Source organism: Aureibaculum flavum, from assembly GCF_016406085.1.
Taxonomy (GTDB): domain Bacteria; phylum Bacteroidota; class Bacteroidia; order Flavobacteriales; family Flavobacteriaceae; genus Aureibaculum; species Aureibaculum flavum.
The window spans coordinates 155,876-176,582 of sequence record NZ_JAEHFJ010000008.1 but is presented as its reverse complement, the minus strand read 5'-3'; the positions used below and the strand labels follow the sequence as shown (position 1 = coordinate 176,582).

The window sequence follows — 20,707 nt, the reverse complement described above, 5'->3', positions numbered from 1 at the left end:
AGTACTTTATTCTGATGAATGTTTTTAACAAAAACACCTATGACGAATAATATACTTATTGAAGATCAATATAAAAGAACAAGTTTATTTGAAAAAGAAAATGTGAATTATTTGGTTCGCGTTTTAAAAAGATTTAACACTGTTCCTAAGCTAAATAACATCAATATAATTACCTCTAATAGTCAACCTGATGTTTTCAAAATTGTACCGAACAAATCTATTATAATTGGTTCATTATATTTAAGCAAACCGGTTTTGGCTTTAGTTTATTTAAGGTATGGTATAGAATGGCAACTTTGGTATAAAGCATTGGGTAGTGACAAAAGTGATACTATATTATGTGATATTGCAGCACTTAAAGTGACGCGTATATTTTATAAATTATTACCTGAAGATGATAAAGAAAAATTAAAATCGCTCCAATACTTTTTAATTGATTTGATTAAAAAGGATGAGGCTATACAAACTGAATCTTTATTAGAATATGAAAAATTACAAGACTTTCATGGATTAAAAAAATCAACCAAAGTATTTCAAGAATCATGGAAACCAATTATTGAAAATTTGGCAAAACCAACTGAATATTTATTAATGGATGGTGGTGATCTTCGTTTAAATATTGACGAAATTAATTTACTAAATAAATATGGTTGTAGACCATTTCCGAGACCTGATGCTTTTACTTTTGCATCATCAACGGCAACAAGTGTATCTAATTTTGCTTTTGATAAAACAGATAAGGTTAGAAGTATATTAATAAGTAATAGCTTGAAAAATGGGTTTAAAAATGCGACTGTTAATTTTTCTGAACTTTTAAAGAGTAATCTTAGAAAAATTTTTAGATTAAAAGAGGAATGTCAAATAATATTCTCTCCTTCTGGCACAGACTCTTCACTCCAAATAGCCGCTATTACGCAAATTATTTCAGACAAAGATATTACGCATGTTTTGGTAGCTTCTGATGAAACAGGCAGCGGTGTACCTACGGCATTAAAAGGGTGTCATTTTGAAAATACAACCGCTTTAAATCATCCTGTTAAAAAAGGCGATAGAATAAAAGGATTTAGAGATATTGATTTAATTCAAATCCCATTTAGAGATGAGAATGGTGCCTTAAAATCTTCCAGCCAATTAGATACCGAAGTGTTTAATGCCATTTCTAAAACGAATGCATTAGGCAGGCATATTGTTTTACATACCATGGATCAATCAAAACTAGGCTATCAATCCCCTAGTGAAAAAATGATGAAAGATTTAGATTCACTTGAAAACTTATCAATGCAAGTTCTTGTGGATGCAGCTCAACTTAGATTGGACCCATCAGACATACAACAGTATTTAAATAAAGGATATATTGTCTCTATAACTGGAAGTAAGTACTTTACAGGCCCTCCCTATTCAGGTGCATTAATTCTACCCGAGTGTGTAAGTAAATTAATCCATGCTATTGAAAATAAATTACCAGAAGGCTTAACTAAATACTACAATCATTCTGATTGGCCAACATCGTGGTTTTGTTCAAAAGATTTATCTGAAGGGTTTAATTATGGTTCGTACATGCGATGGAATGCAGCTATAGTTGAAATGGAAAGGTATTTTAAAACACCTATTCTTTATAGAAATATGGGTATTGAGATGTTTTGTAATTTCGTTGAAGATTCAATTAATGACGCGGCATTTTTACAACCCCTTTATGGTGATGAAACAAAAACAAACAGTTATAATAGTAAAGAATTTGGAATAAGAAATATTCGCACCATTTTTCCTTTTTTCATTCTTAAAAATGATTCAGCTCTATCTGTTGATCATGTAAAAAAGCTCTATATTTTATTAAATTCTGATTTATCCGATCAATTTAAAGATTCTTCCTTAGAAATAATTAGACTTGCTGCTCAAAAATGTCATATCGGACAGGCGGTAAATGTGAAATATGGAAATGATTTGCAAAGTGCTATTTTAAGAATTAGTTTAGGAGCAAGGGTTATTTCTGAAAGTTGGGTAAATAGAGATATTAGTATCTATTTTAGAAATATAGAATTACAAATGAATCAAATAACTGTTATAATTAAAAAAATAGAATTGATTCTTAGTAGTCCCAAATTGTTAGATTAAGAATTATAAGATTCCTGCAGTTGTCGAAGTACTTTTATAATAATAATTAGTCACATTATTAACTTAATAACAACATTTTTAAAATTCAAAATAATACTTAATAAAGTACTATCTAATTTTATTTTTTCACATCCTCTCCTATCTATTTACATATAAATTTATAGTTAAAAGCTTGTGCCACTTCACGATTGTAAATTAATCCGCAACACTTATAAAATGAAATTGCACAACCAGTTAGCTTCATATATTTTTGATAATCAAACAACTCAATAAACAATAATAATTTAAAATGAAAAAGATTCTAATAATAATTGCCTTTTTTTCAATTATTGCATGTAAAAGTAATTCTAAGGAGGAAAAGTATAATGCATTTGTATCTTATGATGAAACAAAAAAAGGTACAGTGTCTCCAACATTTACGAACTATAAAAATTATAAAGGAGGTACAACTTCTTTAGAAGATTTAAAAGGAAAGTTTATATATGTTGATGTTTGGGCAACTTGGTGTGGGCCATGCAGAGATGAAATACCTTATTTAAAAGAAATAGAAAAAGAATTTAGAGATGAGAATATTGCTTTTGTTAGTATTTCAGTAGATGATTTAGAAGATGAACAAGCATGGAAGGCTATGGTTGAGGAGAATGAAATGAAAGGTATTCAACTTTTTGCAAATGGTGATACTAATTTTATGAATGAGTATGGTATTGAATCGATACCTCGAGTAATACTAATTGATGACGAAGGTAAAATTATGGATTATGATACGTATTTGCCATCAGATCCTTTTTTAAAAGAATCATTAACTGCTTTACTTAAATAGAATATTACTTAAAAAAACAAAATGGGTTTAATTAATCAATTCCGGTCAGTAATTCAATGGGAAAATACTAATGAAAAAGAACTTTTTATAAAATTTACTGACCGTGGTGATGAAATAAAAAATGCATCAAAGCTTATTCTTCAACCAGGACAAGGCTGCATTTTAACCTATGAAGGCAAAATAGAAAGTGTTTTTGATGAAGAAGGAATATATGATCTAAAATCTGCCAACAAACCATTTTTAACTACTCTTAAAAAATTCCTTTCTCTCCATGAAGGAAGTGAACACGTAATGGGTATTTGGTTTTACCGAAAAGCAAATATTTTAAATATGAGATGGGGTACAAGAGTACCTATTGCGTACACTGACCCTATATATACTTTTCCAATACAGCTTTCTGCATTTGGTAATTATAGTATTAAAATTACAAAACCGCAATGGTTTTTTGAAAATATAATTGCAGGGGAAGAGGTATATTGTCATTCAGATTTAAAGGAAGTTTTTATTTCTAGGGTAACTCAACCAATTACGGATTATTTAGCTAATGCGAAATTTTCCTTTGTTGATATAGACAGTAACCTAAATACGATTGCTTCTGAAATAAAAGAAAAAACCAAAACAGTTTTTACTGAATTAGGATTTAAAATTTTAGATTTTAGAATTGAAGGTTCTCAATTTGACAAAGAAACCTTAAATAGAATTGCAAAAATATCTGATGTTCAAGCTGAAGTATTAGCTTCAAAAATTGCTGGTGTTGAATTCACAGAAATGCAACAATTAAAAGCCATGAGAGATGCAGCAAATAATGAAGGTGGTGCAGGTATGGTTATGGGAATGGGAGTTGGAATGCAAACAGGAAACTTATTAAATCAAAAACCTCAAGATCAAAAACAAGTATCAGATAATCCAATAGAAAAACTAAAGAAACTGAAAGAAATGTTTGAAATGGATTTAATTACTCAAATTGAATACACAGAGATGAAAAAAGCTATTTTACATAAAATGTAAACATCTCTATTTATAAATATATGTATCTTGTCAAAAAAACGAATTGTACAGAATGATTAAAATTCATTTCGTATTAATTTTAGTAGAGAATTTATTAGTGACAAAATATCAAAATGCGGTAGTTTTCTAATTATTTCATATTACAATAAACCTTTACATTAAACTTGTAAATAGTGCCTTTATTTTTTTTAAAACAAATGAAACAAATCATTTTCTACATTTTTTTGTTATTAGTATTTATTTTGTTTACTAATTGCGAAAAAACTAAAAAAATAGATGGATTTACTGATGAAGAATTTATAAATTTTATTTCAAGTGATAATTATAAAGAGTCAATTTTTAGAATTGATAGTCTTGCTAAAAACGGTGTTAATTCCACGCATAGAACTGGGCTATTATATCTTGAAAAAGGCAGTATATTAGGCAGTTTAGAAAAAGATTTAGAAGCAAAGGGTAGTTTAACAAAAGCCCTAATGTTGTTTGAAAAAGAAGACAACAAATTATATATCGCAAAAACAAATATGTTATTAAGCGATTCTAATGCCTTTCTCTCAAATTTAGATATTGCTCGAAATCAAATTAATGTAGCTCTAGAAATCTTTAGAGAATTAAATGATAAAAAAGGAGAAGCAAAAGCACTCAATTCATTAGCTCATATTGAATATCTCAATTTTAAATTCGATAAATCTATTGAATATGTTATCGATGCGGCAGCTATACAAGAAGAACTAAAAGATACTGCGACGCTTTCAGCATCTTATAATAATATAGGTTACATTTTTGAACAAATTAAAGATTTTACCAATGCAAAAAGCTACTACAAAAAAGCAATGCAATTAAATATTGATATTGAGAGACTAAATTCTCATCCTTTAAGAAATTTAGGTTACGTTAGTCTACTTGAAAACGATTTAATTAAAAGTAAATCTCTGTATTTGCAAGCCTTGAAAATTGAAGAAAAAGCTGGGGTACTTGCTAATCAAAAAGATATTTACGATTTGTTATTAGAACTTTCCATTAAGGATATGAATTTTAACAATGCATCATTATATGTGAAGAAGAGAGATTCACTTAATGAGCTTATCACTGAATTTGAAAACACAGAAAAAATAAAATTAATTCAGAACCAGTACAACTTAATAACAAAAGAATCAGAACTTAAACAAGAGAAAAAAGACAATCAAAAGAATAAAATAATATTAGGAATTTTAGTTGGACTTTTATCACTACTGGGACTGTCTCTATATCAAAGAAATAAAAATACGAAATTAAGATTAGATCAAGAAAAATTATTACTTGAGCAAAAAATGTTAAGAACACAAATGAATCCTCATTTCATCTTTAACGCATTAACTGCTATTCAAAATACTATTTTTGAAAATGACCCTTTAAAATCAAGTACATATTTATCTCGTTTTGCAAAACTAATTAGGCAAAATTTTGAATTTGTAAGTAAAAAGGAAATTTACTTGGAAGAAGATTTAGATGCTCTAAAAAACTATATTGCAACGCAACAATTACGGTTTAAAAATAAATTTGATTATGAAATCAATCTTGATAATGATGTTAATGCATCACTTATAAGAATTCCGCCAATGTTGTTACAACCATTTGTTGAAAATGCTATTGAACACGGTTTAAAGCCAAAAAAAGAAAAAGGAATGCTCAAAATAAACATATCAAAACAAGACAGTTTGGTGAAATTTGAGGTCATAGACAATGGTATAGGGTACAATAAAGATGAAAATGTAAAAGATAGAGAACATGCAATAGACATTTTTTTAAAGCGTCTTAAATTAAGAAACCAAGGTGAAGAGAAGCTATTTTCTATTCAATCTTTAAATGAGCAAATTGGTACTAAAGTAATTATGTTATTAAATTTACACTAATGTTAAAAATTGTAATAATTGATGATGAAATAAATGTTAGAAGTGTAATTAAAAAATTACTAACTCTAATCAACTATGAGCATGAAATTGTTGGCGAAGCTCCTTCTGTGGCTGAAGGTAAAAAGGTTATCATAGCAACTAAACCTGATATTGTTCTCTTAGATATTGAATTAGAAGATGGCACTGGATTTCATTTAATTGATCAATTACCTGAAATAGACTTTAAACTTATTTTTATAACTGCTTATAATCAACACGCCATAAAAGCATTTAAATTTAATGCACTTGATTATTTGTTAAAACCTATAGAACCTGCTGAGCTTAAAGAAGCTCTTTCTAAAGCCAGATTATCTATTTATTCTGAAAAAGAACAGAATGAACTAATAGCTAATCTTAAACAAAATAACAATTCAGAAATTAAGAGAATTGTTATTAAAACAACAAATAATATTGATTTTATTGATGTTAAAAAAATTCTTTATTGTCATTCAGAGGGATCTTATACACATGTAATAACTGAAAATACTAAAATATTAGCTTCTAGAAATTTGAAACACTTTCAAGAATTATTACCTGATCAATATTTCTTAAGACCACATCAATCCTATTTAGTAAATAGAACCTTTATAACCGCCATAAAAAATGATGCCCTTATTTTAAATGGTAAAATTTCTATTCCCATTTCATCCAGAAAAAAAACTGAAATAAAAGGGCTTCTTCTTGATGAGTAATTTTAGATCATAACGGATATAAAATACAATTCTACACTTATAAAACACTTTTTCCAATAAGCACTATTTGTTGTTGTTTGCACGTTATCTAATTTCAATAAAAGCGTATAACGCTTTTTTACACTGTAAATATGACTAAAACGTATTGTAAAAAAGAGAATGTAATTCTGTGGTATTTCTTATTGGCTCTTGGTATAGGAATTATGCTTTTCGGATGGTTTCTAGTAAAGTATTTTGCTTGGCAGGCTTTTTTAATATTTGGTGTTGCAATCCCTAAAATAATTAGTATTTCAAAGAATCCAATTACACCAGTAATTGAATTAAATGATAAAGGATTGAAGCTGTTAACTATAGCAGAACAACCATTTTATGAATTTTCAAACATTGCTAGTATTCAAATGGATAGTCGCTCCTTTAATGGAAAAATAAAGCTGAAAGATGCAAAGAAAAAAATAGTAATTGATTCCGTAGCAATATCACTACAAGACCAACAAGAAATTGTTGCTTTTGTTAACCAGAGAATACAATAAATTTATGTACAAGTTACCAATAACAATCAACAAGAATTATTATAAACATACAATAATTCTGATTTTTACAATGGTCTCATTTGCCTCATTTAGTCAAAATACAGTCATACCCGATGCAAATTTTGAACAACAACTAATTAACCTAGGTTATGACACTGCACCAATTGATGGGTCTGTACTAACTGTAAATATAAATACAGTAACATACTTAGGTCTGGCTAATAAAAATATTTCAGACTTAACTGGTATTGAAGGTTTTACTGCTCTAGAGACTTTAGTCTGCAATGGTAATATTTTAACAACAATAGATTTTTCTAGTAATCCAGATCTTAAATCATTATCCTGTTATAATAACGAACTTACAAGTATAATTGTAAATCAAAATGACAAACTAGAAAGTATACTCGCCTTTGGTAACCCAAATTTACAAACTATAAATGTAACACAGAATCCATTATTAGATGAGTTAGAAGTACAAAATTGCAATATCACCTCTATTGATGTAACTCAATGTCCGCTCCTTGAAGAGTTAGCCTGTGGAAGTAATCCCTTATTAACAAGTCTCGATTTAGAGCACAATCCAGTACTAGATTATCTAAGTTGTTCATATACCGGTATCACAAATTTAGATGTTTCCAATAATCCCATTTTAGAAACAATTGACGTACAATCTAATGCAATTACTGCGATGGATTTTACTCAGAATACACTACTTAAAAAATTATATATTAGAAATTGCAAGTTTACATCATTAGATCTTGCTGCCAATACTGCTTTAGAAAGATTGACATGTCAAGTAAATAATCTAAAAAGTTTAGACTTGCAAGCCAATGTTGCTTTAGAAAGTTTAGATTGCCATGTAAATGATATTGCAGACTTAGATCTAAGTCTAAATACCGCACTCAAATATTTAAGTTGTCATCAAAATAACATGAATACCTTAGTGGTTGCACCAACCAATACCTTGGAAACGGTCTTATGTTACGAAAACAACTATACAAGCTTAGACTTTTCTCAAAATACTGGATTAAGTCGATTACGAATTCAAAATAGTCCGCTAATCGAAACCGTAAATCTAAGAAACGGTAATAACGCCACCATGGATGATGCTGACTTCTATGCTGATAACTGTCCAAAACTTAGTTGTGCATTTGTAGATGACAAAACATATAGTACTACTGAATGGACTCGTGTTGATGCTACTTTAACATTTGTAGAAACCCAAGCCGAGTGTAATACATTAGGTTCTGACCCATTAGACGATTTTGTAACCACTTGGAAAACTGACAACACAGGTAGTTCTAATAATTCATCGATTACAATACCTACAACCGGTACAGGTTATAATTACGATGTAGACTGGGACAATGATGGCACTTTTGATGAATTTGGTTTAACGGGAAATATTATTCATGATTTCGGTGCCGCAGGCACGTATACCATAAGAATACAAGGTGATTTTCCAAGAATGTATTTCAATAATTCTTATACAAATGATAAAGATAAAATACTGTCGGTTGATCAATGGGGAAATCAACAATGGACTAGCATGAATAACGCCTTTAACGGTTGTTCTAATTTAAATGGAGGAAGTACACAAATTCTTCCTCCCGATTTATCTCTTGCAACAGATTTATCATATATGTATATGCGAACCCCTATTTTTAATCAAAATATTGGAAATTGGGATACAAGTACTATTACAAATATGGAGCAAATGTTTAATAATTCACCTAGCTTTAATCAAGATTTAAACAGTTGGAATACATCTAGTGTTCAATCAATGGAAGCTATGTTTGCTTCTTGTACTAATTTTAATAAAGACATTGGAGATTGGAATACAAGTAAGGTTGAATCAATGCGTTCCATGTTTACTTACTCTAATTTTAATCAAGATATTATTACTTGGAATACAAGTCGTGTAACTGATATGAGATTTATGTTTAGACGCTCCCCTTTTAATCAAGATATAAGTGGTTGGGATACAGGTTCTGTTACTCAAATGAATTTTATGTTTGAGAATACCATCTTCAATCAAAATATTGGTGGTTGGGATATTAGCAGTTTAACTGATGCCGATTTAATGTTTAACGGAAATATCTCATTATCATCTGCTAATTACGATGCTTTATTAATAGGTTGGCAAGGACAACCACATAACTCAAATGTGTTATTAACTGTAAATACAAATTATTGCTTAGGAGAAAACGCTCGTAACTTATTAATAGCGGATGGTTGGACTATTACAGATGGCGGTAAAGATTGTGGAGCAGTCGTTCCTGAATGTCCAGTAGTAACAACACCTGTTAATACAGCTACAGACGTTGCTATTAATCCAACATTTAATTGGAATGCTGCTGATGGAGCTACTAGTTATAGAATAACTATTGGTACAACTTCTGGTGGAACTGAATTTGAAAATACAACACTAGGTANATGTGTTAACCTATACACCAACAAATGCCTTAGCAGAAAACACAACCTATTTTTTATCTGTGTATGCGATTAATGGTGTAGGCGAATCTACATCGTGTGCAGTTATTGAATTTGAATCGGAAACGCTTCCAACTGGGCCAGCGTGTCCAGTGGTAACAACACCTGTTAATAATGCTACAGACGTTGCGATCAATCCAACATTTAATTGGAATGCTGCTGATAGAGCTACTAGTTATAGAATAACTATTGGTACAACTTCTGGTGGAACTGAATTTGAAAATACAACACTAGGTAATGTGTTAACCTATACACCAACAAATGCCTTAGCAGAAAACACAACGTATTTTGTGTCCGTTTTTGCCATTAATAGTGTAGGTAATTCTGCTTCTTGTGCGGTTATTGAATTTAAAACAGAAACGCTTCCAACTGCACCAGCGTGTCCAGTGGTTACGGCTCCGGTTAATAATGCTACAGACGTAGCTATCAATCCAATATTTAATTGGAATGCTGCCGATGGAGCTACAAGTTATAGAATAACCATTGGTACAACATCTGGTGGAACAGAGTTTGAAAATACAACACTAGGTAATGTGTTAACCTATACACCAACAAATGCTCTAGCAGAAAACACAACGTATTTTGTGTCCGTTTTTGCCATTAATAGTTTAGGTAATTCTGCTTCTTGTGCGGTTATTGAATTTAAAACAGAAACGCTTCCAACTGCACCAGCGTGTCCAGTGGTTACGGCTCCTGTTAATAATGCTACAGACGTAGCTATCAATCCAATATTTAATTGGAATGCTACCGATGGAGCTACAAGTTATAGAATAACCATTGGTACAACATCGGGTGGAACAGAGTTTGAAAATACAACACTCGGAAATGTGTTAACCTATACACCAACAAATGCCTTAGCAGAAAACACAACCTATTTTTTATCTGTGTATGCGATTAATGGTGTTGGCGAATCTACCTCGTGTGCCGTTATTGAATTTGAAACGGAGACGCTGCCAACGGCACCAGCGTGTCCAGTAGTAACAACACCTGTTAATACAGCTACAGAAGTAGCTATCAATCCAACATTTAATTGGGATACTGCTGATGGAGCTACTAGTTATAGAATAACTATTGGTACAACTTCTGGTGGAACTGAATTTGAAAATACAAAACTCGGAAATGTGTTAACCTATACACCAATAAATGCCTTAGCAGAAAACACAACGTATTTTGTGTCCGTTTTTGCCATTAATAGTGTAGGCGAATCTACATCGTGTGCAGTTATTGAATTTGAAACTATTATTTCTTCGGCACAAACTGTAGATGAGATACCAAAATTCTTTACGCCAAATAATGATGGGTCTAATGATTATTGGCAGGTTACTGATGATAATGGAGTGGTAAAGCAAGTAAGAGTTTTTGACCGTTATGGTAAAGTTTTAAAAGAGTTCAAATCAAATACATTAGGATGGGATGGTAATTATTTTGGTAAACAAATGCCATCTGATGACTATTGGTATATGATTATTTATAATGATGGTAGTGTAATAAAAGGACATTTCAGCTTAATAAGAAGATAGTTATGAAAAGGTTTAGTATTGAAATATTCTTTGCATCTGTATTTTTATTGATGAATTTCAATATAAATGCACAGGGAACTTTACCCATTTATTCTGATTATTTATCAGATAATATTTATTTGGTACATCCTAGTGCAGCAGGAATTGGAAATAATGGAAAATTAAGACTTACACACCGTCAACAATGGATTGGAGTAGAAGATGCTCCATCTTTGCAGACGCTTAGTTTTAACAATAGATTTGGAGAGAAAATGGCATTAGGAGCCATTGTTTTTAATGATAAAAATGGATACCATTCACAATTAGGAGTACAAGGAACTTATGCTTATCATTTAAATTTTGGTAGGGATGAAGCTTTAAATCAATTATCTTTGGCCTTATCGGCTTCTTATGTTCAAAATAGTAATGATCAACGTGAATTCACAAAACCAGATCCAGTTATTTCTCAAATTATAGAATCTAACAGTTATTTTAATACAGATTTTAGTATGGCATACCATTTTATGGATGGATTTGCATATTTCACGATTAAAAACTTATTACTAAATGTTCAGAACGCTCAAATAGGAGATTATAGAAAAGTTAATTCAAGAAGGTATTTGTTTAACTCTGGTTACTTTTTTGGTTGGGGAACGCATTTTCAACTTGAGCCTTCAATTATGTTTCAATATGTCAGTGGTACTGAAGAGAAAATTGTAGATCTTAATGCAAAAGTTTATAAAACATTTGGGCATAACAAAAGAGGATTCTTTGCATTGTCTTACAGAGCAAGTTTAGATAATAACGGTATTCAAGAATTAAGTCAAGTTACACCAATATTAGGGCTTGAGATTGATAAATTTATAGTTTCATACACCTATACTCATCAAATTGGAGCAATTACTTTTCAAGAAGGAGGTTATCATCAATTTACCTTTGGTGTTAGTTTGTTTAATAAAAGACAAAAAGACAGAGGCTACATTCCAAATTATAATCCTTTTATGTATAAATCTGATAATTGATGCATCAAATCAGTTATCATTTAGGCCTTTAAAATACCACAAAAATGCGTTTATAAACTAAAAATGCACGCTTGTCAATTTATTTAATGTAAAACAACAGTTCTAAGTATTTTTGAAATACTATGGGAAACCCTTTTAAAAAAATAGTGAAAAACGCAAACGAAAGTCAGAAAGATTGGGGGAGTAATGATACTTCTAAAACCAGTTCAAAAAAATGTGAAAATTGTGGTGCGTCAAGACCAAAAGACACTAATTTAACAACCTGTGACTATTGTGGTTTTAAGTTTATGGACATTGATAATGAAATTAAAACAGATATATAATGTTTGGTTTATTTAAAAAAGATAAAGAAGAGGAGTCTGATGGTACTCAAAATCCCGAATTTATTGAATTGGTATTGAAATGGGATTCATTCTTGTTGAAAATAGAAACACGATTTAATGAATCTTTAAATCACGCAGAAGAAGCGGTAATGGATAACTTACTAGAAAGTGATTATGATATGTCCAAAACTATGAGAGCATGGAGCGGTATCAAGTCGCAAATAAGCGGGCTTTCAGATAAAATAGAAACTACTTTTGATGATAAAGTAGAACCTCAAATGTTAGCATATGTAGAACGTTGGGACTTGATTGATCAAGATCAAAAAGGAGTACAACTAGCGGAATCTTTTTATCCTAGAATTGAACGTTTTGAAATTGAATTAGAAGGTAATGTTTCACAAAAATTTTACAATCATGCTATTGCTTTTCTAAATGAAGATTTCCATTGTACACAATGCAGTGGAAAGCTTGAAGTAAAAAAAGACATTTTCAGATCGCATTATGTGAGTTGTGGTTATTGCAATACAGTAAACACTTTTGTACCCAATGATAAAATTGCCGAAATACGTTGGGTAGTTGAGAATATTGCAAAACATAAAGCTATAAAAGAATGGGATGAAAAAATAGTAGCCCATAATAAATGTAAAAGTTTTCGAAGTTTAAGCAAAGGTGATGACAAGACAAAATTAGCTAAGGCCTATGATGTTTGGGAAATTAAAGAAAAAGCATTTTGGACTAAATACTTTACGGAACGAGCCTCTTTTTTACCTGAGTATGAAGAGACTATTGAGCATGATGTAAGTGTAAAAATGGACCTTTATTTCTATGACGATAAAAAGAGAAGTGATTTATATATTAATAATTAAAAAAATAAAAATTTATGGAAATTAATGGAGTAAGTTTTAGAGATTATGCATGTGCGTCTGCAAATTTGGTAGCAGGAATGTCATTAGAAGATGTTTGTAAAGTACTGAGTTTGGAAGTGCCTGTATGGGAAGATACCAAGAATCAATGGAATGGTAAAATGGCGGAAATGTCTATGGATGATATGCAATTTTATGGAGAGGTTTTTACCAATCCTAAACAAGGAAAATTTGCCAATGTTGTAGGAGGAGCAGAAGGGCCAGAAGTTGTTCTTGCAAAATTCCCAGAATGGAGCGATTATATTAAAATGGAACAACACATGTCAGTTGCACATGAATATGGTATTGATATAGACTTAGATAAAGAATATGGTATTTCTTTAACAGAATACTCTCAATTAGCAATGCATTGGAGTGGCTATTGGAAAAAATATGTAATAGACGTAGAAACCCAAACTTCTCAAGAAATGATAAATGGTGTAGAGTTTTCTGAGGCACAAAAAGAAGCTTCTAGAATTTTTAAATTGAATGGTGAATTAACTGATAAATGGGAAAATCATTTTAAAGAAATCTATAAGAATAAAGGAGCAGGATTAAGTGATGATATTGATTTTTAGTATTTAATTTAGTGTTTCAAAATAAAGACTTTCAAGAAATTGGAAGTCTTTATTACATAAAATAAAAAGGCTTGTAATTATTTTTAATAAACTACCTCTCTCCTATCAACCCATGAAATATTGAATTAACTGCATTAGTGAGTTAATATATTTTATTATAAAAATTAAATTTTTAAGACTACAAATCACTATTTTTTTAACCTATATGTTAATTTATTAGTTAAGAATGACTTCAGTCATTTTTAACTAATAAATTTCGCTATACCTTTGCATTCATAAATAGTTAAGTTATGAACATTGGCTTAGTATTATCTGGTGGAGGAGCAAGAGGAGCTGCACATATTGGTGTAATTAAAGCACTGTCTGAGCACAAAATTCACCCTTCTCACATTTCAGGCACAAGTGCTGGAGCCATAGTTGGTGCACTATATGCAGCTGGTGTTGACTGGTCAGAAATGTTAAATTTCTTTAAAACCATTACTCTTTTTAATAGACATAAGTATGCTTATAGAAAACCGGGGTTTATTGATACCGATAAATTTTACAATTCTTTTAAAGTATATTTTAAGGAAGATAATTTTGCTGCGTTGCAAAAACCACTTTATATAACTGCTACCGATATCGTAAAAGGAACTTTAAAGATTTTTAATACAGGAGAACTCATTAGAGTCGTTTTAGCATCGGCTTCTTTTCCAGGTGTTTTTACACCTATGGAAATTGAGGGCTCTTATTATGTTGATGGAGGCACACTGAATAATTTTCCTGTAGAACCTTTAATGAATGATTGTGATAAAATAATAGGAGTGTTTGTAAATCCTCTAAAAAAAATTGAAATTGAAAATTTAAAACATTCATATAATGTGGTAGAAAGAGCCTATAAAATAAAATCTGTTGCAGAGTCTGCTGCTAAATTTTCAGATTGCGATTTAATTGTAAAACCAGAGGTATTGAGCGATTACAGTACCTTTAGTATGAATAATGTCGAAGCTATTTTTGAAATTGGCTATACCTCTACAATAGCGTTATTAAAAGAGAATAAATTATTTATTGAAAATTAAGGTAATCATTACGTAATTAAAATAGTATAGAATAAAAGACACATCTTTTAAAGCTTATCATTGAATGATTTTAATCATTTACTTTGATAAAAGAATCAATATTTTGAAGGAAAGAATATGGAAAATAGTATTTCAAAATTTTTGGGTGAAGAATCATGGCTAACCTATCTGGTAATAATAGTAGCTAGTATCCTTTTAGGTTTAGCACTAAGGTGGTTAATTTTCACATTTTTAAAACTTGGTAACCAACGTAAGCCCACTATTTTAAAACAACAACTTCTTAAGCATTTAAAAACACCTGCAAAGTTTCTATTACCCATTTTATTTATATATGGTTTCCTATTATATTTGAAACTTATTCCGCTGTGGTATAAGGTTATTGAAGCCCTTATTATAATCAATTTTTCATGGATAATAATTGCATCAATAAATGCTATTGAAGAAATTGTAAAACAAAAATTTAGTATAGATACTAATCATAAAACTAAAGACCGGAAAGTTTTAACACAGCTCCGCTTTATAAAAAGTATTTCCATTATAATTATTGTTACACTGGCCTGTGCTGCCATTTTATGGAATATACCTGCTGCCAAAAAATTAGGCACTACCATATTAACATCTGCCGGTGTTATTGGTATAATTGTAGGTGTAGCCGCACAAAAATCAATCGCTAACTTAATTACGGGGTTTCAAATTGCTTTTACCCAACCGATTAAAATTGATGATGAAGTTGTTATTGAAGGAGAGTTTGGTGAAGTAGAAGACATTACACTTACCTATGTGGTTATTAAAATTTGGGATAAACGTAGATTGGTATTACCTTTAAGTTATTTTAATGATAAACCGTTTGTTAACTGGACCTTTAACTCTGCTGACCTTATCGGAACCGTTTTTCTATATGTTGATTATACGTTTCCTGTTAAAGAATTAAGAGCAAAGTTATTGAATATTTTAAAAAACAATCCTTTATGGGATAAAAAAGAGGCAAACTTATTAGTAACAAATTCTGACGTTAAATCAATGGAATTAAGAGCTGCTTTCAGTGCAAAAAACGCTTCTGACACTTGGGATTTGCGATGTCAGATTAGAGAAGAATTAATTGATTTTATTAAACAGTCATATCCGAATTCGTTACCTATATTACGTGAAATGCAACTCAAAAAAAATTAATAGATTTTCTTAAGAAACTATTTATAAATTTGTTAATCCTTTACATTGGATTAAATCGACACTATTAAATATGGTTATAGATGAATTAGAAAACAATGTTATTTTACAAAGCGTTTTTAACGCTTCTTTTGAAGGTATTATAGTCATAGATATTGATGGAATTATCCATAAAGTAAATCAGGCTATTGAAACCATGTTTGGTCATAAAACGAACAAACTTTTAGAGAAGAGTATAGAAATTCTTATTCCTGATACTTTAAAGCTTAAAAATGAATATAGTTATACAGCTAATACCTTAGAACTAAAAGAAAAATGCTTTGGCAAAGATTTTGACGTCTTTGGTGTAAAGCACGACGGCACAAAATTTCCTATCGAAATAAATTTAAATTCTTTAAACATTGATGGTAAACAAATGCTCATTCTTTTTATTATCGATATTTCTAAGAATATACTAGAAAAGTACAACATAACAAAACAAAAATTAGTAACAAAAGAAGCTCAATATAAAGCCATCTTAGATACATTACCGGACTTAATGATCCTTTATGATAGTGATGGGAATTACCTTGAAATACATACCCCAAAAAAAAATAAACTGGTAACAGCTTACGATGAACATATTGGCAAAAACATTGATACATTACTTCCGAAAAAGGTTTGTCATAAATTAAGAAAAGCGTTTTCTAATTGCCAAAAAACAAAAGAGACACAATTTGTTGAATATTCACTACTTATAAATGGAGAGTTGAAACATTTAGAATCAAGGATAGTTCAAACCGATAGTGGTGATTATTTGTCTATTATTCGAGATATTACAAAAAGTAAAAATGCTGAAAAAATTATTAAAGAAAGTGAAGAACAGAAAAGGCTTGCCTTAGAAGTGGGTGAGTTTGGATCATGGGATTGGAATTTGATTACCAATAGAATAGAGAGAGATACTTACCAAAGTTATTTATTGGGTTTAAAAGAACATGAAAAAGTTATTACTTTCGAATCATTTTTAGAGAAGATCTATCCTGAAGACAGAGAAAACGTAAAATTAGTAGTGACAGAAGCTATTAAGAATAAAAAAAATTACACTATAGAATATCGCATACTACATCCCGACAAATCAGTGCATTGGTTACACGAAAAAGGAAGCCTATTTACAACCATAGATGGTATTCCTGAACGTATAATTGGTGTTACTAATGATATTTCAGAGCGAAAAAAAGCAGAACAAAAATTAATAGAAAGTGAAAAGCAACTGCGTAAACTGACTGTACAATTAGAAGAAAAAGTAGCAGAGCGTACCACAGAACTTACTTCTACAGTTCAAAAATTAGTAGAGTCTAATTTAAGCCTAGGAGATCAAATACAGATAACACAATCTGCCGAAAGCAAGACATTATCTAGTAGAATTTTACTTTCTAACATTGCACAAAATTTCCCTAGAGGATTTGTTGTAGTTGTAGATGCAAACTTTAAAATTGTCTTTATTGAAGGTGAAGAGTTGGATGATTTAGGGTTCAGAGACATAGTACAAATAGGAGATACTATTGGTAATGTTAAAATAGTACCACAAGAGGTAAGTACAAAAGTTAAAAGTCATATCGAAAAAACCTTAAAAGGAGAACATTGTTCTTTTGAAGTTGAATTTCAAGATAAGACGTATATGGTCAATACCACCCCACTTATTAATATAGATAAAAAAATAGAAGAAATATTGTTAGTATATAATAATATATCTTATCAAAAAGATATTGAACTTGAAATATTAAATACATTAAAAAAAGAGCAGGAATTGAGTGAATTAAAATCACGGTTTATTTCAATGGCATCTCATGAGTTTAGAACCCCTTTAAGTGCTATATTATCTTCCGCCATATTAATTGAAAAATTAAATGCTCCTGGTTATGAGGATAGACGCTTAAACTATGTCTCTAAAATTAGGGCAAGTGTTAAAAATTTAGTTGTAATTCTAAATGATTTTCTATCATTAAGCAAATTGCAAGAAGGTAAAGTAGTTGCCGAGCCCGTATCATTTGATTTTATAGAATTTTCGAATTCTTTAATTGAAGAAATTGAAGGTATTAAAAAGAATGGGCAAACCATTACCTTAAGGCATCCACAACCGAATATTGAGGTCTTTTTAGATCAAAAATTCTTAAAACATATTGTTTTTAACTTATTATCTAATGCCATCAAATATTCTGAAGAACACAAGGAAATAATTTTTCATATTGAAACCCATAAGCAACGCCTACTCTTTGAAATAACAGATCAGGGGGTTGGGATCCCTGAAGAGGATCAAACGAATTTATTCAAACGTTTTTTTCGTGCAACGAATACTACACATATTGAAGGAACTGGATTAGGACTGAATATCGTAAAGTCATATATAGAATTGATGGGAGGTACTATTACCTTAAAAAGTGATTTAAATATTGGGACCACTTTTTATGTGGAGCTTCCATTAAAAAATGAAATAAAATGAAAAAAATACTTTTAATAGAAGACAATCAAAATGTTCGCGAAAACACAGCCGATATATTAGAACTGGAAAATTATATAGTGAGCACTGCAGAAAATGGAAAGATTGGTGTTGTAAAGGCCAATCAATTTATGCCAGATGTTATTTTATGCGATATTATGATGCCGGAATTAGATGGATATGGAGTTTTTGAAAGTTTGAGTAAAAACCCAAAAACAGCAGGTATTCCTTTTATCTTTTTAACAGCAAAAGCTGAAAAATCAGATATGCGAAAAGGTATGAATTTAGGAGCTGATGACTATTTAACAAAACCTTTTGAAGAAGATGAACTATTAGGTGCCATAAAAAGTCGTTTAAAAAAGAATGCCTTTTTGAAAAGAAAATTCTCTAATAATATTGAGGGTATAAATGAATTTTTAAAAGAAGCGTCAGAATATTTAGAATTACAAGACCTTTCAAAAGACAGAAGCCTGAAACATTATAAATACAAAGAAGAAATTTTTGCTGAGGGAGATGCGGCACATCGGTTGTTTTTTATTCATAGTGGCACTGTAAAAACCTATAGATGTACAGAAACTGGAAAAGAATTTGTTACTGGCTTATACAGGGATGGAGATTTTATAGGGCAACTCTCTCTTTTAGGTGATAATAAAACCTATATAGAATCAGCTACCGTTTTAGAAGATGCTGAAATTTGTGAAATACCTAAGGCTGATTTCATAAAACTATTATATGATAACAGAGATGTTTCTAATAAGTTTATTGGTATGATCTCAAATAATATGATTCATTTACAAGAGCAATTAGTAGATATGGCTTTTGCTACTGTGCGTCAGAAAACAGCAAAAACATTACTTGAGCTCGATGCTAAAGGGATGATTAAAGATCAAGAACATAGAGGTATAAGTATTCCTAGAGAAGATTTTGCAGGACTCATAGGAACAGCAACCGAAACAGCCATTAGAATGTTAACCGAATTTAAAAACGAAGGATTAATTGGTGTAGAATCTGGCAGAAGGCTCGTTATATTAAATAAAGAAACGCTAAAAGAGATAGCGGAATTTGGATAATCTATTATTTTAATTCCTTCTTAATTTTTTTAATACGTTATTTGCCACAAATGCAAGAATTTTTTCTTGTAGAACGCCCCTAAGTTCCGTCTTAATACTTTCTGCTTTTAAATTATTTTTAGTGCTTTTTAAATTTAATTTAATCAACTCTTTATAAATATTTTTTTGCAGACTTAAAATTTTCAACTGCTCATCTATTTCTTCAAATGATGTATAGCTATTAGGTATCATATCTTTTTAAAATAATAATTAGAAAATTTTTTCAATAACGGAGCATTCAACTTATTCCTTAAAAAATAAGCAATCAACCCTACCAGAGCATAAAACAAACCTACAATTAAAAATCCCAAAACAAGATTGTTCAAAATCTCACCTAATAGGATAGCTAACGCAAGTGATAAAAGCAACAATGACATACCTACCAAAGCACTTATAATTAGTAATTTGGTAATAAAAGTAATACCAATCATAAGTGCTTTAAAACTTTTGAGCTTAATATATTCTTCACTACTTTTTGCATAGGATTGTATATTAATATCAGCTTCAAATAAGTTTTCTTTTAACGCTTCAAAAGCCATAACTAGTTTTTTTGTAAGTGAGCATTTTTGGTTTTAAGCTCTTCTAACTTATTTTCTAAACTATCAATGATATCCTCTGCTTTACCACTCATAGTTGAAATGGTATCATCTAATTTTTGCTCAAATTCTTCTTTTTTTTCATTAACGGCTTTAGTTAACTCTTCTTTAGCATGAGAAATTCGATCAGAAATAATGTGCTTAGTATCTTCTGTTTTTTGTTTAATTCTTTTTCTAGTTTTTTTACCTTTATCAGGTGCATAAAGAATTCCGATTCCAGCCCCAATGGCAACTCCTGTTAACAGTGCAAATAATGCATTTTCACTAGTGTTTGACATAATTTAAATTTTTAGATGTCTACCTATAAAGGCAGACGGATTAATAAATCAATTTTTACACTACAAAAATAAATAGGTAAATGCTCTTTTAAAATGACCCAGGTCATTCATCATAA

The 20,707-nt window shown here is 30.2% G+C and carries 19 protein-coding genes; 16 read left to right on the top strand and 3 right to left on the bottom strand.

The genetic code is table 11. From position 1 onward, the window contains the following. The first annotated feature begins 39 nt into the window (after positions 1–39). The 16 genes from JBL43_RS15745 (at position 40) to JBL43_RS15670 (ending at position 19,678) form a co-directional block, all read left to right on the top strand. Positions 40–2,112, top strand: a complete 2,073-nt coding sequence (locus tag JBL43_RS15745; RefSeq protein ID WP_198842364.1) for a hypothetical protein — start codon at positions 40–42, stop codon at positions 2,110–2,112. Positions 2,113–2,401: 289 nt separating this feature from the next. Continuing rightward, positions 2,402–2,932 (top strand): TlpA family protein disulfide reductase, encoded by a 531-nt coding sequence (locus JBL43_RS15740; RefSeq protein ID WP_198842363.1) that lies wholly within the window; start codon positions 2,402–2,404, stop codon positions 2,930–2,932. Between the two features lie 21 nt (positions 2,933–2,953). Then, positions 2,954–3,940, top strand: a complete 987-nt coding sequence (locus JBL43_RS15735; protein ID WP_198842362.1) for an SPFH domain-containing protein — start codon at positions 2,954–2,956, stop codon at positions 3,938–3,940. A gap of 197 nt (positions 3,941–4,137) precedes the next feature. Continuing rightward, the gene (locus tag JBL43_RS15730; RefSeq protein ID WP_198842361.1) at positions 4,138–5,829 is read left to right on the top strand and encodes a histidine kinase; all 1,692 of its coding nucleotides are present in this window, start codon (positions 4,138–4,140) and stop codon (positions 5,827–5,829) included. Further along, positions 5,829–6,560, top strand: a complete 732-nt coding sequence (locus tag JBL43_RS15725; protein WP_198842360.1) for a LytR/AlgR family response regulator transcription factor — start codon at positions 5,829–5,831, stop codon at positions 6,558–6,560. The genes JBL43_RS15730 and JBL43_RS15725 overlap by 1 nt, the downstream gene beginning before the upstream one ends. A gap of 131 nt (positions 6,561–6,691) precedes the next feature. Further along, complete coding sequence (locus tag JBL43_RS15720; protein ID WP_198842359.1) at positions 6,692–7,090, top strand: hypothetical protein; 399 nt, start codon at positions 6,692–6,694, stop codon at positions 7,088–7,090. A gap of 4 nt (positions 7,091–7,094) precedes the next feature. Beyond that, a complete protein-coding gene (locus JBL43_RS15715; RefSeq protein ID WP_198842358.1) occupies positions 7,095–9,599 on the top strand; it encodes a BspA family leucine-rich repeat surface protein in 2,505 nt (834 codons plus the stop codon). After that, the gene (locus tag JBL43_RS20405; RefSeq protein WP_198842357.1) at positions 9,529–11,103 is read left to right on the top strand and encodes a T9SS type B sorting domain-containing protein; all 1,575 of its coding nucleotides are present in this window, start codon (positions 9,529–9,531) and stop codon (positions 11,101–11,103) included. Before JBL43_RS15715 ends, JBL43_RS20405 begins: the two co-directional genes overlap by 71 nt. 2 nt (positions 11,104–11,105) lie before the next feature. Continuing rightward, positions 11,106–12,104: a PorP/SprF family type IX secretion system membrane protein gene (locus tag JBL43_RS15705; protein WP_198842356.1), complete on the top strand. Its 999-nt coding sequence runs from the start codon at positions 11,106–11,108 to the stop codon at positions 12,102–12,104. A 146-nt stretch (positions 12,105–12,250) separates the two neighbouring features. Beyond that, complete coding sequence (locus tag JBL43_RS15700) at positions 12,251–12,427, top strand: hypothetical protein (RefSeq protein WP_198842355.1); 177 nt, start codon at positions 12,251–12,253, stop codon at positions 12,425–12,427. Next, positions 12,427–13,293, top strand: coding sequence for a hypothetical protein (locus tag JBL43_RS15695; protein WP_198842354.1), 867 nt, complete (start codon positions 12,427–12,429; stop codon positions 13,291–13,293). The genes JBL43_RS15700 and JBL43_RS15695 overlap by 1 nt, the downstream gene beginning before the upstream one ends. 14 nt (positions 13,294–13,307) lie before the next feature. After that, positions 13,308–13,907, top strand: coding sequence for a DUF6620 family protein (locus JBL43_RS15690; protein ID WP_198842353.1), 600 nt, complete (start codon positions 13,308–13,310; stop codon positions 13,905–13,907). Between the two features lie 290 nt (positions 13,908–14,197). Continuing rightward, positions 14,198–14,965, top strand: coding sequence for a patatin-like phospholipase family protein (locus JBL43_RS15685; protein ID WP_198842352.1), 768 nt, complete (start codon positions 14,198–14,200; stop codon positions 14,963–14,965). A gap of 117 nt (positions 14,966–15,082) precedes the next feature. Further along, positions 15,083–16,135, top strand: a complete 1,053-nt coding sequence (locus JBL43_RS15680) for a mechanosensitive ion channel family protein (RefSeq protein WP_198842351.1) — start codon at positions 15,083–15,085, stop codon at positions 16,133–16,135. A gap of 70 nt (positions 16,136–16,205) precedes the next feature. Next, a complete protein-coding gene (locus JBL43_RS15675) occupies positions 16,206–18,611 on the top strand; it encodes a sensor histidine kinase (protein ID WP_198842350.1) in 2,406 nt (801 codons plus the stop codon). Next, a complete protein-coding gene (locus JBL43_RS15670) occupies positions 18,608–19,678 on the top strand; it encodes a response regulator (protein ID WP_198842349.1) in 1,071 nt (356 codons plus the stop codon). The genes JBL43_RS15675 and JBL43_RS15670 overlap by 4 nt, the downstream gene beginning before the upstream one ends. A gap of 9 nt (positions 19,679–19,687) precedes the next feature. Here JBL43_RS15670 and JBL43_RS15665 read toward each other — a convergent pair whose 3' ends face one another. The 3 genes from JBL43_RS15665 to JBL43_RS15655 are packed head-to-tail and all read right to left on the bottom strand — an operon-like array spanning position 19,688 to position 20,591. Next, positions 19,688–19,909: a DUF6327 family protein gene (locus JBL43_RS15665; protein ID WP_198842348.1), complete on the bottom strand. Its 222-nt coding sequence runs from the start codon at positions 19,907–19,909 to the stop codon at positions 19,688–19,690. Beyond that, complete coding sequence (locus JBL43_RS15660) at positions 19,906–20,256, bottom strand: hypothetical protein (RefSeq protein ID WP_198842347.1); 351 nt, start codon at positions 20,254–20,256, stop codon at positions 19,906–19,908. Before JBL43_RS15660 ends, JBL43_RS15665 begins: the two co-directional genes overlap by 4 nt. A 2-nt stretch (positions 20,257–20,258) precedes the next feature. Next, positions 20,259–20,591: a YtxH domain-containing protein gene (locus JBL43_RS15655; protein ID WP_198842346.1), complete on the bottom strand. Its 333-nt coding sequence runs from the start codon at positions 20,589–20,591 to the stop codon at positions 20,259–20,261. Positions 20,592–20,707 lie beyond the last annotated feature (116 nt).